The organism is Paenibacillus glycanilyticus, assembly GCF_030161375.1.
In the GTDB taxonomy this organism is placed as follows: domain Bacteria; phylum Bacillota; class Bacilli; order Paenibacillales; family Paenibacillaceae; genus Pristimantibacillus; species Pristimantibacillus glycanilyticus_B.
The window spans coordinates 202,195-216,123 of the sequence record NZ_BSSQ01000011.1 but is presented as its reverse complement, the minus strand read 5'-3'; the positions used below and the strand labels follow the sequence as shown (position 1 = coordinate 216,123).

12 protein-coding genes are annotated in these 13,929 nt (G+C 49.4%); 5 read left to right on the top strand and 7 right to left on the bottom strand.

Annotated features, from left to right (window positions below; all coding sequences use genetic code 11):
* Positions 1 to 151 precede the first annotated feature (151 nt).
* Positions 152 to 925, top strand: a complete 774-nt coding sequence (locus tag QQK89_RS13590) for a class I SAM-dependent methyltransferase (protein WP_284239105.1) — start codon at positions 152 to 154, stop codon at positions 923 to 925.
* A 50-nt stretch (positions 926 to 975) separates the two neighbouring features.
* On the opposite strand, the gene QQK89_RS13585 is transcribed toward QQK89_RS13590, so the two are convergent.
* The gene (locus QQK89_RS13585) at positions 976 to 2,511 is read right to left on the bottom strand and encodes a flotillin family protein (RefSeq protein WP_284239104.1); all 1,536 of its coding nucleotides are present in this window, start codon (positions 2,509 to 2,511) and stop codon (positions 976 to 978) included.
* A gap of 32 nt (positions 2,512 to 2,543) precedes the next feature.
* Positions 2,544 to 3,080, bottom strand: a complete 537-nt coding sequence (locus QQK89_RS13580) for an NfeD family protein (protein WP_349816729.1) — start codon at positions 3,078 to 3,080, stop codon at positions 2,544 to 2,546.
* 262 nt (positions 3,081 to 3,342) lie between these two features.
* On the opposite strand from QQK89_RS13580, the gene QQK89_RS13575 reads away from it, so the two are divergent.
* The gene (locus QQK89_RS13575) at positions 3,343 to 6,423 is read left to right on the top strand and encodes a transglycosylase domain-containing protein (RefSeq protein WP_284239102.1); all 3,081 of its coding nucleotides are present in this window, start codon (positions 3,343 to 3,345) and stop codon (positions 6,421 to 6,423) included.
* Between the two features lie 263 nt (positions 6,424 to 6,686).
* Here QQK89_RS13575 and acsA read toward each other — a convergent pair whose 3' ends face one another.
* The gene (gene acsA, locus QQK89_RS13570; protein ID WP_284239101.1) at positions 6,687 to 8,411 is read right to left on the bottom strand and encodes an acetate--CoA ligase; all 1,725 of its coding nucleotides are present in this window, start codon (positions 8,409 to 8,411) and stop codon (positions 6,687 to 6,689) included.
* Positions 8,412 to 8,657: 246 nt separating this feature from the next.
* Here acsA and QQK89_RS13565 point away from each other — a divergent pair, with 246 nt between their 5' ends.
* Both QQK89_RS13565 and QQK89_RS13560 read left to right on the top strand, forming a co-directional pair.
* Positions 8,658 to 9,293 carry a GNAT family N-acetyltransferase gene (locus tag QQK89_RS13565; protein ID WP_284239100.1) on the top strand — a complete coding sequence of 212 codons (636 nt, stop codon included), beginning with the start codon at positions 8,658 to 8,660 and terminating at the stop codon, positions 9,291 to 9,293.
* A gap of 26 nt (positions 9,294 to 9,319) precedes the next feature.
* On the top strand, positions 9,320 to 10,495 hold the full coding sequence (locus QQK89_RS13560) for an acetoin utilization protein AcuC (protein WP_284239099.1): 1,176 nt from the start codon (positions 9,320 to 9,322) through the stop codon (positions 10,493 to 10,495).
* A gap of 46 nt (positions 10,496 to 10,541) precedes the next feature.
* Here the strand turns inward: QQK89_RS13560 and QQK89_RS13555 are convergent, their stop codons facing one another.
* From QQK89_RS13555 to QQK89_RS13540, 4 genes are all read right to left on the bottom strand, one after another.
* Positions 10,542 to 11,240, bottom strand: a complete 699-nt coding sequence (locus QQK89_RS13555) for a 5'-methylthioadenosine/adenosylhomocysteine nucleosidase (RefSeq protein WP_284239098.1) — start codon at positions 11,238 to 11,240, stop codon at positions 10,542 to 10,544.
* Positions 11,240 to 12,250 (bottom strand): catabolite control protein A, encoded by a 1,011-nt coding sequence (ccpA, locus tag QQK89_RS13550; protein WP_284239097.1) that lies wholly within the window; start codon positions 12,248 to 12,250, stop codon positions 11,240 to 11,242. The genes QQK89_RS13555 and ccpA overlap by 1 nt, the downstream gene beginning before the upstream one ends.
* Positions 12,251 to 12,381: 131 nt before the next feature.
* A complete protein-coding gene (locus tag QQK89_RS13545; protein ID WP_284239096.1) occupies positions 12,382 to 12,795 on the bottom strand; it encodes a hypothetical protein in 414 nt (137 codons plus the stop codon).
* 120 nt (positions 12,796 to 12,915) lie between these two features.
* Positions 12,916 to 13,332 (bottom strand): VanZ family protein, encoded by a 417-nt coding sequence (locus tag QQK89_RS13540; protein ID WP_284239095.1) that lies wholly within the window; start codon positions 13,330 to 13,332, stop codon positions 12,916 to 12,918.
* Positions 13,333 to 13,388: 56 nt separating this feature from the next.
* Here QQK89_RS13540 and QQK89_RS13535 point away from each other — a divergent pair, with 56 nt between their 5' ends.
* Positions 13,389 to 13,916 carry a type 1 glutamine amidotransferase domain-containing protein gene (locus QQK89_RS13535; RefSeq protein WP_284239094.1) on the top strand — a complete coding sequence of 176 codons (528 nt, stop codon included), beginning with the start codon at positions 13,389 to 13,391 and terminating at the stop codon, positions 13,914 to 13,916.
* Positions 13,917 to 13,929 lie beyond the last annotated feature (13 nt).

Below are 13,929 nucleotides of genomic sequence, written 5' to 3'. Positions count from 1 at the left end.
GTTTGACCGGAAAACCTCGAGAGCTTATTCTCCCGAGGTTTTTTTGCGCCTGTTCATAGTTTAAACCTATAAAGTGAATAGTTATTATATATTTTACTTATATCTCTAACAGGAGTACAACTAAGATATAACTAGAACGGAGGCGGTTGAAATGGAACAACAAGGCACACAAGCATGGAATCCCGGAACCTATGACACTCAACTTGGATTTGTATCCAAGCTCGGCAAAGGCATTCTGGAATGGCTGAATCCGCAGCCTAATGAATTCATTCTGGATTTGGGTTGCGGCACTGGCGATTTGGCTGCTGAAATCGCGGGTTCAGGCGCCAAGGTTATTGGCATGGACCAGTCAGCATCGATGATCGCAACCGCCAAAACGAAGTTTTCCGGCATCGATTTCCTCGTAGGAGACGGCGAACAATTTGAAGTCGATCATCCCTTTGACGCCATATTCTCGAACGCGGCGCTTCATTGGATGAAGGATGCGGATGGCGTGATCAAGTCCGTTAGAAATGGTTTAAAAACCGGAGGCCGATTTGTCGCCGAGTTTGGCGGTAAAGGCAATGTTGATCGTTTGGTGCAGGCTTTTTACGAAGTGATGCCCCATTACGGCATTGATCCGGCAGAACGAAATCCTTGGTTTTTCCCATCTATCGGCGAGTATTCGAGCAAGCTCGAACAATATGGCTTTGAGGTGCGAATCGCCGAACATTTTGACCGGCCGACACCACTCCCTGAAGGCGAAAAAGGAGTCATGCATTGGCTGGACGGTTTTGGAGATGCTTTTTTCAAAGGATTGGATGAAGAAAACAGGCAGTCAGCCAAACAACAGGTATATGAGAATGCCAAACAAAAACTTCAGGCCATCGATGGCGTTTATCAAGCGGATTACAGACGTATTCGCGTCTATGCGGTAAAGAAATGAAAAAATCCCGGAGAGGACGATCGGATCCTCTCCGGGATTTCAACTTTCAGCTACTCTTTCTTTTCTACGGGCTCTGCAGGCTGAGGAATTTGGACAGGCAGCTCGGAAGCCGCTGCCGCCGGAGCCGTTAATGTGCCGGATACCTTCGACGTTAAACTTTTCATTAAGGAATTAACATCGATACCCGATACGTTTTTCAGCATTTCCGGTGCCGTCGCCATCAGACTTGTTACGTAATTGCTAAGGCGCGCAGCGCCTTCACCGTTGCCGGTATCGACGACAGTCAGCTTGTCGATGCCTTTCATTGGCTCAGCAACCTTGCCGGCAAGCTCTGGAAGCATCTTCACAATGATATCGAGAATCGCCGCTTCGCCAAAGCTTTCGAACGCTTGCGCCAGCTTCTCCTTCGCTTCGGCTTCCGCTAAACCGCGCAGACGGATAACTTCCGCTTCGGCCGTACCTTTCGCCCGCTCCGCTTCAGCGATTGCAAGACCGTCCAGACGCTTCTGCTCCGCAAGTGCCTTCGCCTCCGATTCAATGCGGTATTGCAACGCATCCGCTTCGCGGAGTTTTTTTGTTTTGTCCGCTTCAGCCGCTTGTTCCACCGCATAACGGTCGGCTTCGGCTTTTTTCTTCACTTCCGCATCATATTGTTTCTCGCGGCGCAAAATTTCTTTTGCTTCGAGATCGATTTCGCGCTCCTTGCGCACCAGTTCTACCTTCATCTGCTCTTCGACAACGCTTTGCTTCGCGCGTGCTTCCTGAACGGAATAAGCCTGATCGGCTTCGGCTTTGGCCATGTCCTGCTCGCGTTTGAACGCCGCTACCTTCAGCTCTTTTTCTTTTGCGGCTTCGGCGATGTTCGTATCGCGTAGAAGCTCGGCTTTTTGCCCTTCTTCTTCGGCGAGCGCCTTCTTAATCCGAGAATCTCTCACCGCTTCGGCTTCCGCGATGTCCGCGTCGCGCTTAACGGCAGCTATCCGCGGTTTGCCTAGGGCATCCAGGTAACCGTGCTTATCGCGCAGATCTTTGATCGTGAAGGAGACGATCTGAAGTCCCATCTTCTTCAAATCCTTGGCTGCAACCCCTTGAACCTCTTGCGCGAATCTATCCCGGTTCCGATACACCTCTTCTACCGTCATCGTGCCAAGAATCGCGCGAAGATGGCCTTCAAGAACTTCTTGCGCTTCGCTTTTCAACGCTTCCGTTGGTTTACCCATGAATTGTTCGGCTGCCGTTGCGACATCTTCAACAATACCGCCTATTTTAATAATCGCTACGCCATCCGCCATAACCGGAACGCCCTGCTCGGTATATACTTCCGGCGTCGACACGTCCAGCTTATGGGACAGCAGCGATAGAAATTCAGCCTTTTGAAAGATCGGCAGGATGAAAGCTCCCCCGCCTCGAACGATTTTTATTTTCCGGCCGGATTCGTCCGTGCTGACATTCCGGCTGCCAAGGAAAGAACCGGTTACGATCATGGCTTCGTCCGGACTAACCGTCCGGTAACGGGCCCAAAAGGCAATACCGAGGATTACTAATACAGCTACGACAATAATGGGAATAATAAGATATTCTGGCATGAACTTTCTCCTCTCAGCTTTTCGTTTCTACATTAATAAGGGTCAAGCTTTGATACATACAACGTTTTGTCCTTTACTTCCACGACGACAACCCGAGACCCGCCGGGAATCTCTTCGCCGTCAAAACTTGCAGCGATCTGGTTTGTATGGCCAGCCCCAACCTTCACCAGAACTTCTCCATATCCCGCTGAAGGAATCGCCGTAATGACCTCCGCAATCCTGCCGCTTAAATCCTTCTCGGAGAACGCGACGGAATTCTCGCTTTCGCTCATCGGTTTCACGTACAGAAAATAACCGCCGCCTCCAACGACTACCCCGCAACATACAGCCAGCAGAAATACAATCGCCAAACTCAGTGCCGTGTAATGGACGAGCAGCAGCCCCGAACCGCCAAACGCGGTTAGCCCGCCTACCAGCGTAGTTGGATTCAGCCACGGATGGCCATCCAGCGATAAGAAGTCAAGGATGCCGCCTAGCGCATGGCCGATTAAATCTCCGAGCAAAGCGCTGATGATGGCATATAAAGCTCCGCCAACGAAACATCCCCAAAATATCGCCTCCAATTCCATCCTCCTCTCACAGCATCCATATGCTGCTAATTCATACGCAAGGACCACCCATTTTGTTGCGGAAATTTTATCATAATTCTCATTCAGCTGATGATTCCGCTCAAACTCGGCCAAGGATTGGGCATTATATATCCATAATCGACAAAATCGGCAATATTCGTATCCTACCGTAGTGCCTATGCCGGTTCACTCCTGCTAGTGCTTCAAAATCACGTTCTGTGCTATAATAGGATTTGGTCATTTAGAGGGGGAATTTATACATATGCAAGAAGAAGATCGCAAATCGCCGCCCCGCAGGAGCGGATGGCGTACATTCGGAATCATATCTTTGATGACTGTCAAATGGCTCATTTATTTCGGCATATTTATTGGTTTATTGACAGGCGGTGCCGTTACCGGTTACGTCGCCTCGCTCGTTAAGGATGAAGTCGTACGTCCTCGAACATTAATTGAGGATAAAGTAAACGAAAATTCGATTACAGGATATGTGTATTTCAATGACGAGACGCTGGTCGGACAACTCCGGACCGAAGAAGACCGGACGCCAATCGAATACGAGGATCTGCCTCAGCAGGTAATCGATGCTGTACTGGCTATTGAAGATAACAACTTCATGCATCACAAAGGCGTAGACATCAGCGGCCTTGGACGGGCTGTCAAGCAGAAGCTGCTTAACGAAGATACGCAGACAGGCGGCAGTACATTGACCCAGCAGCTTGCCCGCCGAGTATTCCTCAGCTTGGACAAGACCGACAGCCGCAAAGTAAAAGAGATGTTCCTGGCGCTACGCATGGAACGATATTTGACCAAAGGCGAAATACTCGCCGCTTATTTGAACAAAGTGCCATTTGGCAATGGCTCCAGCGGGTATAATTTATACGGTATTAAATCAGCGGCGCGCGGTCTGTTCAACATTACGGACCTCAATCAATTAAACATTGCGCAAGCAGCTTATCTGGCCGGCTTGCCGCAGCGGCCTTCCGCTTATACCGCGTTTACGAGCAAAGGACAATTCGATGAAGAAGGCTTCACGTTGGCAGTCGAACGCCAAGGCATTGTTTTGTCGCAGATGCTGAAATTCGGCCGGATTACGAAAGAGCAATATGACGAGGCAAAAGCCTTCGACCTTCGCTCTTCCCTAGCGCCGCCATCAGAAAAAGCCTATACGACTTACCCTTATCTGATGCTGGAAGCCGAACGTCAGGCAGCCGAGATTCTGGTGCTTCAAGAAAACCCGAAACTTACCCAGGCTGACCTGAAGAAAAAGGAAAACTCTTCGCTTGTCGAAGATGCTCGCCTTCGTCTTCTCAATGGCGGTTACCATGTTTATACAACGATAGACAAGGATATTTACAAGATCATGCACGATATTGCAGCGGATCCTAAGAACTTCTCCGCGTTTAGCAAGGAGAAAGGTCTCGAGCAGACTGCAGCCGTCATGATCGACCACAAGACAGGCGCCATTCTCAGTATGTTGGAAGGCCGCGACTTCTACGAGGAGCAAATGAACTTTGCCACTCAGATGACGCGCCAACCGGGTTCGGCGATGAAGACCATAGCAGCATATTTGCCAGCCATTGATAAGGGACTCATCCAGCCGGCAAGTATCGTGGATGATGCACCTGTCGTGCTCAAGGACGGACAAAAAGGCTTCCATATCCCGAAAAACTCGACAAACAGATTCCTAGGACTTGTAACGGCCCGCGAAGCGCTTAACCGCTCGCTTAACTTGCCGGCCATCAAGATATTCTTGGATGACGTAACGATCAAAGGGGCTTGGAACTTTGCCCGCGACCTTGGCATAACGACTCTGCAGCCGCAAGACGACAGCGCGCAAACCGGCGTAATCGGAGGTCTGAGCATCGGGGTTTCGGTTGAAGAGCTTACGAATGCGTATGGCGCAATTCCGAATAAAGGCGTCTTTAACGATGCGTATATGATCTCGAAGATTACCGATGCGCAAGGCAAACCGGTCTACGAGCATAAGGCTACGCCTAAGCAGGTATTCTCGCCGCAAACGGCATTCCTGGTTACCGATATGCTGAAGACGGTTGTTTCGAGCAGCCAAGGTACGGCTCACTCCTTGACTTCAGACTTCAAACAATACGGTAAAATCGCGATCGCCGGCAAAACCGGTACAACGCAAAGTTATGGCGACGTCTGGTTCATGGGCTTTACTCCGGATGTTACCCTTGGCGTATGGGCCGGTTACGAAGAGCAGATTCACACCCTCTCCGACCCGGGCAAGAAACGCGCGCGTTCCATTTGGGCTCTTATGATGAATCAAATTACAAAAGCAAAACCTGATTTGTTCCCGACAAAGGAATTCGAACGTCCTTCCGGCCTTGTGAAAGCTACCGTATCGAGCGCGAGCGGCAAGCTTCCTAGCCAGTTGACCAAAGAGTCCGGCATGCTGGTAACAGATTGGTTCAATCAGAAATATTTGCCGAAAGAAACGGATGACGCTTTAGTGAAAATGGCTTATATCCCGTTCAACGGCGTCAACTATGTACCGAAACCTTCTACGCCGCAAGATATGGTTCGCGAACAAATCGTCATCAAACGGAAGAAACCGCTTGATCAATTGATGGATGAGATAAGAGCGGCACAAGAAAAGCTTCCTGCAAGCAGCAGAAAACCAATGGAATCGTATCTGCCAGCCGATGCCGATTCCAACGCGCCTTCCAAAGTGGATCCGCGCGTCGATGACGGCAATGTACCAAATGCTCCAAGCAATGTGAGGCTTCAATCCATCGGCTCCGGCGTAGTCATGCTGACCTTTACGGGCGGCACGGAGAAAGATATTGTCGGCTACCGGATTTATCAATCCGTCAATGGCCAGCCGGCTCAAAAGGTTGGAGAATCGATCCTGGTTGGCGAAGAACTGAAAGCCAAAATCAACGTATCCGGCAACCAAGGCTACAGCTTCTATGTAACTGCGGTAGACGTGGCTGGCAAAGAATCTGCGCCTAGCCTGGTCGCGACGTTTGGCAAAGGTCCGGTTAACCCGGAAATCCCAGGCTTGCCTGGCGATAACAATGGCGGCAACTCGGGGACGGAGCATCCGGATTTAGCTCCTCCGTCCTCTCCTAACGGATTAGTCGCAACGCCGACGGATTTAAGCGTACTGCTTAGCTGGAACGCTAACCCGGATGCGGAATACGTCACAACTTACCATGTTTATTTCAGCGCCAATAACGATGGGCAATTTGTCGAGGTTGGCACAACGAAACATCCAAGCTTCGAATACGCATCGCCATTAACAACCGGTACATTCTATGTACTCGCGGAAAATGATACGGGCAAATCTCCTCCTTCGCAAAATGTGAAGGTGGGAGCATAAATTCGTTTAATTGTTCACTACGCATTCGAATGTTCTTCCGATCGCCATTGCTCGTGGATTCCATGAACAAGCAAATTTGTCGGAATCCCCGAGCAAAAGCGACCGCTTGAAAGCTTTCTGCAAGAAAGCTGCTTCGGAAGCATATGCTATCGCTTCTACAGAATCATTCGAATTGCTTCGCTCACATTAAACGGTATTTATTAAGGAAGAACGAAAAACGGCTATGATGGATAACAACCATCATAGCCGTTTTATTATATATATTAGTCCTCGATAGTGGAGAGATCGCCCGTTGGGAGGTTAAGTTCCCAGGCTTTCAGAACGCGGCGCATGATTTTGCCGCTGCGCGTCTTCGGAAGTTTGTCTTTGAACTCGATCTCGCGCGGAGCGGCATGGGCGGACAATCCGACTTTGACGAATTGGGCAATTTCCGCCTTCAATTCGTCCGTCGCCGTATAGCCCTCACGAAGCGCGATAAACGCTTTAATGATTTCACCGCGCATTGGGTCCGGCTTGCCGATTACTCCCGCCTCAGCGACCGCTGGATGCTCTACAAGCTTGCTTTCCACTTCGAACGGACCGACCCGTTCTCCTGCCGTGTTGATTACGTCATCAATCCGGCCTTGGAACCAGAAGTAGCCGTCTTCATCCATATAAGCGGAGTCGCCGGAAATGTACCAGCCTTGAATCCGGAAATACTCTTCGTATTTTGATGGATTGTTCCAAACCTTGCGCATCATCGAAGGCCATGGCGTTTGTACCGCCAAATTGCCCATTCGGTAAGGCGGCAATTCGTTGCCTTGATCATCAATGATTGCTGCTTTGACACCAGGCAGCGGCTTGCCCATGGAGCCGGGCTTAATATCCATCGACGGATAGTTGCAGATCAATTGTCCGCCCGTCTCCGTCATCCACCAAGTATCGTGGATACGTTGGTTATAGACTTTCATTCCCCAGCGTACAACTTCAGGATTCAGTGGTTCACCAACGCTAAGAACATGACGAAGGCTCGACAGATCGAACTGTTGAACCAGATCATCGCCGGCGCCCATCAGCATGCGGAACGCGGTTGGAGCGCTATACCATACCGTTACTCCGTATTTCTGGATCGTGCCGTACCAGTCGCTTGGGCTGAAGCGTCCGCCGCGAATCACGTTGGTCGCTCCGTTCAGCCATGGCGCAAAGATCCCGTACGATGTTCCCGTTACCCAACCTGGGTCAGCCGTACACCAGTAAATATCGCCTTCTTTGAGATCAAGCACGATTTTACCTGTGTAGTAATGCTGAATCATGGCGTTTTGGACATGGAACACGCCTTTTGGCTTGCCGGTTGAACCGGAAGTGTAATGCAGAATCAAGCCGTCCTCGCGCTCTAGCCATTCAATCTCCGCTTCTTCCGAAGCTTGTGCCATTTCCGCATTGAAGTCGACAATCACATCGTCGGTTGCCACATTGTCGCCAAATACAAAAATATGCTTCAGGTTAGGCAACTCGTCGCGTTTGATGCGTCCCAGCAAAGCTGGAGTCGTAATAATTGCAGTTGCTTCACTGTCCTGCAGACGGTCTTTCACCGCTGTTTCCATAAATGCTTCGAAGAGCGGACCAACAACCGCGCCTACCTTCAAAGCGCCAAGAACCCCAAAATACAACTCGGGTGTCCGCGGCATAAAAATAAATACCCGCTCGCCCTTGCTGACGCCGAATTTGCGCAATACGTTTGCGAAACGATTCGACTGCTTGCTCATTTGTTCATAAGTATAAGATTCATCTCTCGTGTTGTCGCTGTAATAAAGAGCAATATTAGCTCCTTTACCGGACTCCACATGACGGTCTACGGCTTCGTACGCCATGTTTACTTTCCCTGTTTCATGCCAGCTGAATTGGCTCTCGATCTCTTTCCAATCAAAATCAACCGTTGCTTGTTCATAATTTTTGAGGTTCGGATTTGTTGCCACCGCTGGAATTCGTTCTTGATGCAAGTTGATCATTCTATCACTCTCCCATCAAATCTGTTAAACATTAACCGTCAAGAATACGCTTACAAATACTAACCGTTACTTGCAGGCAAACAAGCCGGATATCTCGCAAACGATTCTTACAGTTACTCAACCGCCACAACAATTATAGCATAACGACTTTCCGTTCGACTATGCTTTTCATTTCTCTCGATGTCTGATATAACCATAAATATAAAAGGTATGGGAGCACGCAGCCTCGGAAAGGAGATCTCGTTATTGGAGCATCGCAAAATGTATCACCGGCAGCAGATCGATTTAAATGATGGACAATGCTGTATTATTGAAGGTCCGATTCCGCCCGAAGACCTGCAACTGCTTAGGATGCATGCCGATCTGGACGCCTTCCGGCGGCCGAAGGACCAACATGAAGCGCTGGTTGAGATTGCCGGTCTGGAAGAAGGGCGAATTATTGTGGCCCGTGTTGACGAAGTGATCGTCGGATACGTCACCTTTCATTATCCGGATGAACTGGAACGCTGGTATGAAGCCGGGATGCCGGATTTAATCGAGCTTGGAGCCATCGAGGTAGCAGATCAGTACCGATCCTACGGGCTTGGCAAAAAGATGATTCAATTGTCTTTTGCTGATGAACAGCTTGAAAATATGATCGTATTTACAACCGAATATTATTGGCATTGGGATCTGGAAGGGACAAAGCTGAGCGTATGGGAATACCGGGGCATTATGGAGAAGCTTATGAAATCCGTCGGTATGGTCTGGTACGCCACGGATGATCCCGAGATTTGCTCGCATCCCGCCAATTGTCTGATGGTACGAATCGGCAAGGAAGTCCCGCAACAATCCGAGGAGCAGTTCGACCGGATCCGTTTCCGGCAGCGCTTCATGTATTAGTGTGTTTCTATTTGGGAGGTTAAGAAGTGACTAACGCTATATTTGTTCATCATTCTGACAGTACGCGTTATCAATTTGGCGATCAGCACCCATTCAGCCCGGTCCGCCAGACCTTAACGATGGATCTGCTGTATGCGGCAGGCGCATTGCAAGAGGAGCAGACAACATCTCCCTCCGAACTGGCAGATGAGGCGCTACTGTCGCTCGTCCACAGGACGGATTACATACAGGCCGTTCAGCAGCTAAGCTTGGACAACCCTGCGCAGGAAACGGCTTCTGCCGCTGGGAAATACGGACTGGATACCGAAGACACGCCATATTTTCCAGGCATGCATGACGCAGCCGCGACCATAACGGCCGGATCTGTCTATGCTGCCAAGCTTGTGATGAGCGGTGCCGCTACACATGCTTATCATATGGCTGGCGGGCTGCACCATGCTTTTCCCGACCGAGGAGCCGGGTTTTGCGTCTATAACGACGCAGCGGTTGCTATCCAATACATACGCAAAACTTATGGCGCTCGCGTGCTGTATATCGATACGGATGTCCATCATGGGGATGGCGTACAATGGAGCTTCTACAACGACCCCGACGTCTGTACGTATTCGATTCATGAAACCGGTAAATTTCTGTTCCCGGGTACAGGCTTTGTTCATGAAAAAGGAACGGATGCCGGATTTGGCTCCTGCTTTAACGTACCGATGGAACCTTATACGGAGGATGATTCCTGGTTGGAGTGCTTCCGCAGTTCTATTGCAAAAATCGCAGCAGCTTTCAAGCCCGACATCATCGTCAGTCAGCATGGCTGCGATGCCCATGCTTACGACCCTTTGTCTCATATACACTGCAGCATGCGAATTTATCATGAGATGCCAGGCATTATACATGATCTTGCTCATGAGCATACAGAAGGACGTTGGATGGCTCTAGGAGGCGGCGGTTATGATTGGTGGCGTGTCGTGCCTAGAGCCTGGTCGCTTGTCTGGCTGACGATGACGGACCATCCTATCATTGAACAACTCAATCGTCGTGAAGAGGTTCCGTTGCCTACAGCCTGGCTCGAGAAATGGTCATCCGCAAGCCCTGAACCACTGCCGTCTTGCTGGCTGGATGATTTGAGCCAAGTCCTCCCCATCCCGCGCAGAGCGGAAATTGAGCTCAAGAACCGGCAAACAGCCGCCATCGCGATTCAAGATCTATAAGAAGCAAAAAAACGTCCGTACCCACAGGTACGGACGTTCATTCTATTTAGATATGCTGAACCATATCATCAATAATCGCATACGAATTATTCGCTGCAGTTACCGTAAACTCCGCGTAGTTAACATGAGCCGAACCGTCTGCTTTGTCCGACATCGAGCGGATGACAACAAACGGAATTTCGTTCATATCGCATACATGGGCGACCGATGCCCCTTCCATCTCCGCGCATGCGCCTTGCATCGTTTCGTACAACTCGCGAACCGCGTCGCGGCTAGCGATAAACTGATCACCGGACAATACTTTGCCGATCAGGCTGCGTCCTTCAAATAAACGCTCGCTAGCTTCCGAAGCTAGCTTAACAAGCTCTCCGTCAGCCACAAACTCCGAACGCTCGTGGAAAGGAATAACCCCTTTTGCAAAACCTAGAGGCGTAACGTCAATATCATGCTGTACGCAGCTGGAAGAAACCACGATATCGCCAATATTGAGACGCGGATCAAGCGCTCCCGCAACACCGGTGAACAAGACGCTATCAACACCAAGATCAATTAGAATCTGCGTGCATACAGCAGCGTTGACTTTGCCTACGCCGGATTTACAAAAGACAACCGTCTTGCCATGAAGTTGACCTTCATGATAAGTAATGCCTGCTTTGGTTACGCTGTTTGTTACGTTTACGTTCTGATGCAACAGTTCAATCTCTTCAACCATTGCACCAATAATTCCGATTTTGTTAAAAGCCATTATGCTTGCAAACCTCCAACGGATTGTCGAATGACAATTTCATGCGGCAGAACCACTTTGGCGTGTTCTACTACTTCTTTTTTCATCAACTTCGTTAGAAGTCGCATAGATACCGCACCGATATCATACATCGGCTGGGCAACCGCCGTCAGCTGAGGACGAACCATCGAAGCCATGCGGGTATTGTCAACGCTGATAACCGAGATATCATCCGGCACTTTCAGGCCAGAGTCCTGAATGCAATGAATCGCGCCAATCGCCATCTCATCCGTTGCCGCAAATACGGCTGTTGGACGCTCGGACAGCTCGATGAAATATTTCATCGCTTCTACGCCCGATTCGTAACGGTAATTCCCTGTACGGACAAGCGTCTCCTCATAAGGAATACCCGATTCTTCAAGCGCACGCTTGTACCCTTGGAAACGGGCAAAACCGTTCGCAGGATCCTGCAACGTTCCGCTGATCATCGCAATGCGCGTGTGTCCTTGTTGAACCAGCTTGCGCACAGCGTCAAAAGCCGCTTCTTCGTGGTTGATGTCAACAGACGGAATTTGACCGTTCTCATCCGTTGTAGCACAAAGAACAATCGGTACGTTAGCCGTCTTGAAAGCTTGCATATGTTCTTCCGTCACAGCGCCGCCCATAAAGAGAAGCCCGTCCACCTGCTTCTCGAGTAACGTGTTAATAACGCGGATTTCTTTGTCTTTTTTCTTGTCCGCGTTACAAAGGATAATATTATAGTGATACATATTCGCAATGTCTTCGATACCGCGTGCAACTTCGGCGAAATTCGCATTCGAAATATCCGGAATAACGACGCCTACCGTAGTTGTTTTTTTGCTTGCCAAGCCTCGCGCTACCGCATTTGGACGATACCCGAGTCGTTCAATAGCCTCGTACACCTTTTTTCGCGTTGCCGGTTTCACATTCGGATTGTTGTTTACAACCCGGGAAACCGTAGCCATCGATACTCCTGCTTCTCTTGCTACATCATAAATGGTAACCGTCACGGTACTTCTCTCCAATATCTCAAATTTTATTTACGTTCGCTGCATATTAACGTAATCATACGACAAAATATTACTTTTCGCAATGTTAGCGCATAGTTGCAGCAGAATGGAGAGTGATATTAGGCCGTGGCTTATGTATGCAAAGACCGCCTGCTAAGTTGAGATAGCCTTTTGTTAATATCAGCAATCCATTCTTCATCATGAAGTGATTGCGCAATTAGATGCAAATCCAGCAGATTATTAATCCGCTCCTCTGTCAGCCGTTCGAGTTGATAAGAATCCGGATGATTTTTGTCTTCGCTAGCTTCTACGAGCAGGTCGGCCCATTCGTTGCATTCATTAAATAGAAATGTCTGCTTCGGCGGCTCCTGTCCAAGCTTGGCGATGAGACCGGTCAGATCCGGCTTCACATCGGGAAGTACTTCGCTGCGGCTGCATACCGAGCATGAATAGATCGGGACATTATCGATTTCGACCTTCCCCGAATAGATCACTGTACGCAGTTTCATCTTCATGATGTCACCGCAATGACACCTTTTCTGCACTTTGGTCCACTCCCTTTACGCGCTTCTCTTCCGTTCCTCTATTTCTTTTTATTTCGAGATGCGTAATGGATTCGACCTTTTCTGCAAAAAATCCTGCTTATCCGCACTATGTAATTTTTACTATGGAGCAGCTTTCCGCCAACGTTTCTTGATCATTGGAATCGATGCCAGAATGACCCAAATTGCCGCTCCTATCATGTCATTTCGGATATCCATAATATCGGTCATCCTGCCGCCAACAAAGGACTGATGGTACTCATCGGTTATGCCGTAAACTCCGCAGGCGATAATAATCAGCAACTTATAAGAAATTTTGTTTGCCTTTCTCCCTATTCCGTAATCAATGGCAGCAGCCAGGATGAAGTAGGCCAGGAAATGGCCCCAGTCAAAACTCGCCATATGCGGGAATAACTTTTGGAAAAACGGCAGCATGGTGTTCATTTGATCGCCCGTCCGGGAAGAAAATCCGAATATGACGATCATCCAGATCACGGCTGGCGCAAATCGGGGAAAACGTCGTTTGCTTGTTTGATTCATAGGTTCTCCTTCGCTACAATGGAAAAGAAATAATAAAGTACAGGAGGAAATCAAAAATGTCTTTACATAATAAAACGGTTATCTGTCTTCTTGATGACGAGTTCGAAGATCTTGAACTCTGGTATCCGGTCTATCGCGTTCGCGAAGCCGGAGCAACGGTCTTGTATGCCGGCCCTGAGAAAGGCAAGAAGCATATCGGCAAATATGGCGTTCCTGCCGTTGCGGATCTTTCCTTTGACGAAGTAAACAGTGCCGATATTGCAGGCATTCTCGTTCCCGGAGGCTGGGCACCGGACAAGCTCCGCCGTTATCCGAAGGTTCTCCAGCTTGTTCAGGAGCTTGACGCCGCGGGCAAACCGATTGGGCAAATCTGCCATGCCGGCTGGGTTTTGATCTCAGCGAAGATTCTTAACGGTCGCAAAGTTACTTCCACGCCTGGCATTCGGGACGATATGGAAAACGCCGGCGCCGAATGGTTCGATGAAGCCGTTGTTGTAGACGGCAACCTAATCTCCGCCCGCAGGCCGCCGGATCTCCCTCCATATGCAAAGGCTTTCGTTGACGCATTGGAACAGCAGGCCTAATAGAAAAGGAGCC

What these genes read in the sequence shown, in the direction of transcription:
- QQK89_RS13575 (WP_284239102.1), top strand. Translation starts at nt 3,343, where the DNA reads ATGCAAGAAGAAGATCGCAAATCGCCGCCCCGCAGGAGCGGATGGCGT.
- QQK89_RS13580 (WP_349816729.1), bottom strand. Translation starts at nt 3,080, where the DNA reads ATGGAATTGGAGGCGATATTTTGGGGATGTTTCGTTGGCGGAGCTTTA.
- QQK89_RS13540 (WP_284239095.1), bottom strand. Translation starts at nt 13,332, where the DNA reads ATGAATCAAACAAGCAAACGACGTTTTCCCCGATTTGCGCCAGCCGTG.
- QQK89_RS13555 (WP_284239098.1), bottom strand. Translation starts at nt 11,240, where the DNA reads ATGGCTTTTAACAAAATCGGAATTATTGGTGCAATGGTTGAAGAGATT.
- acsA (WP_284239101.1), bottom strand. Translation starts at nt 8,411, where the DNA reads ATGATCAACTTGCATCAAGAACGAATTCCAGCGGTGGCAACAAATCCG.
- QQK89_RS13590 (WP_284239105.1), top strand. Translation starts at nt 152, where the DNA reads ATGGAACAACAAGGCACACAAGCATGGAATCCCGGAACCTATGACACT.
- QQK89_RS13585 (WP_284239104.1), bottom strand. Translation starts at nt 2,511, where the DNA reads ATGCCAGAATATCTTATTATTCCCATTATTGTCGTAGCTGTATTAGTA.
- QQK89_RS13535 (WP_284239094.1), top strand. Translation starts at nt 13,389, where the DNA reads ATGTCTTTACATAATAAAACGGTTATCTGTCTTCTTGATGACGAGTTC.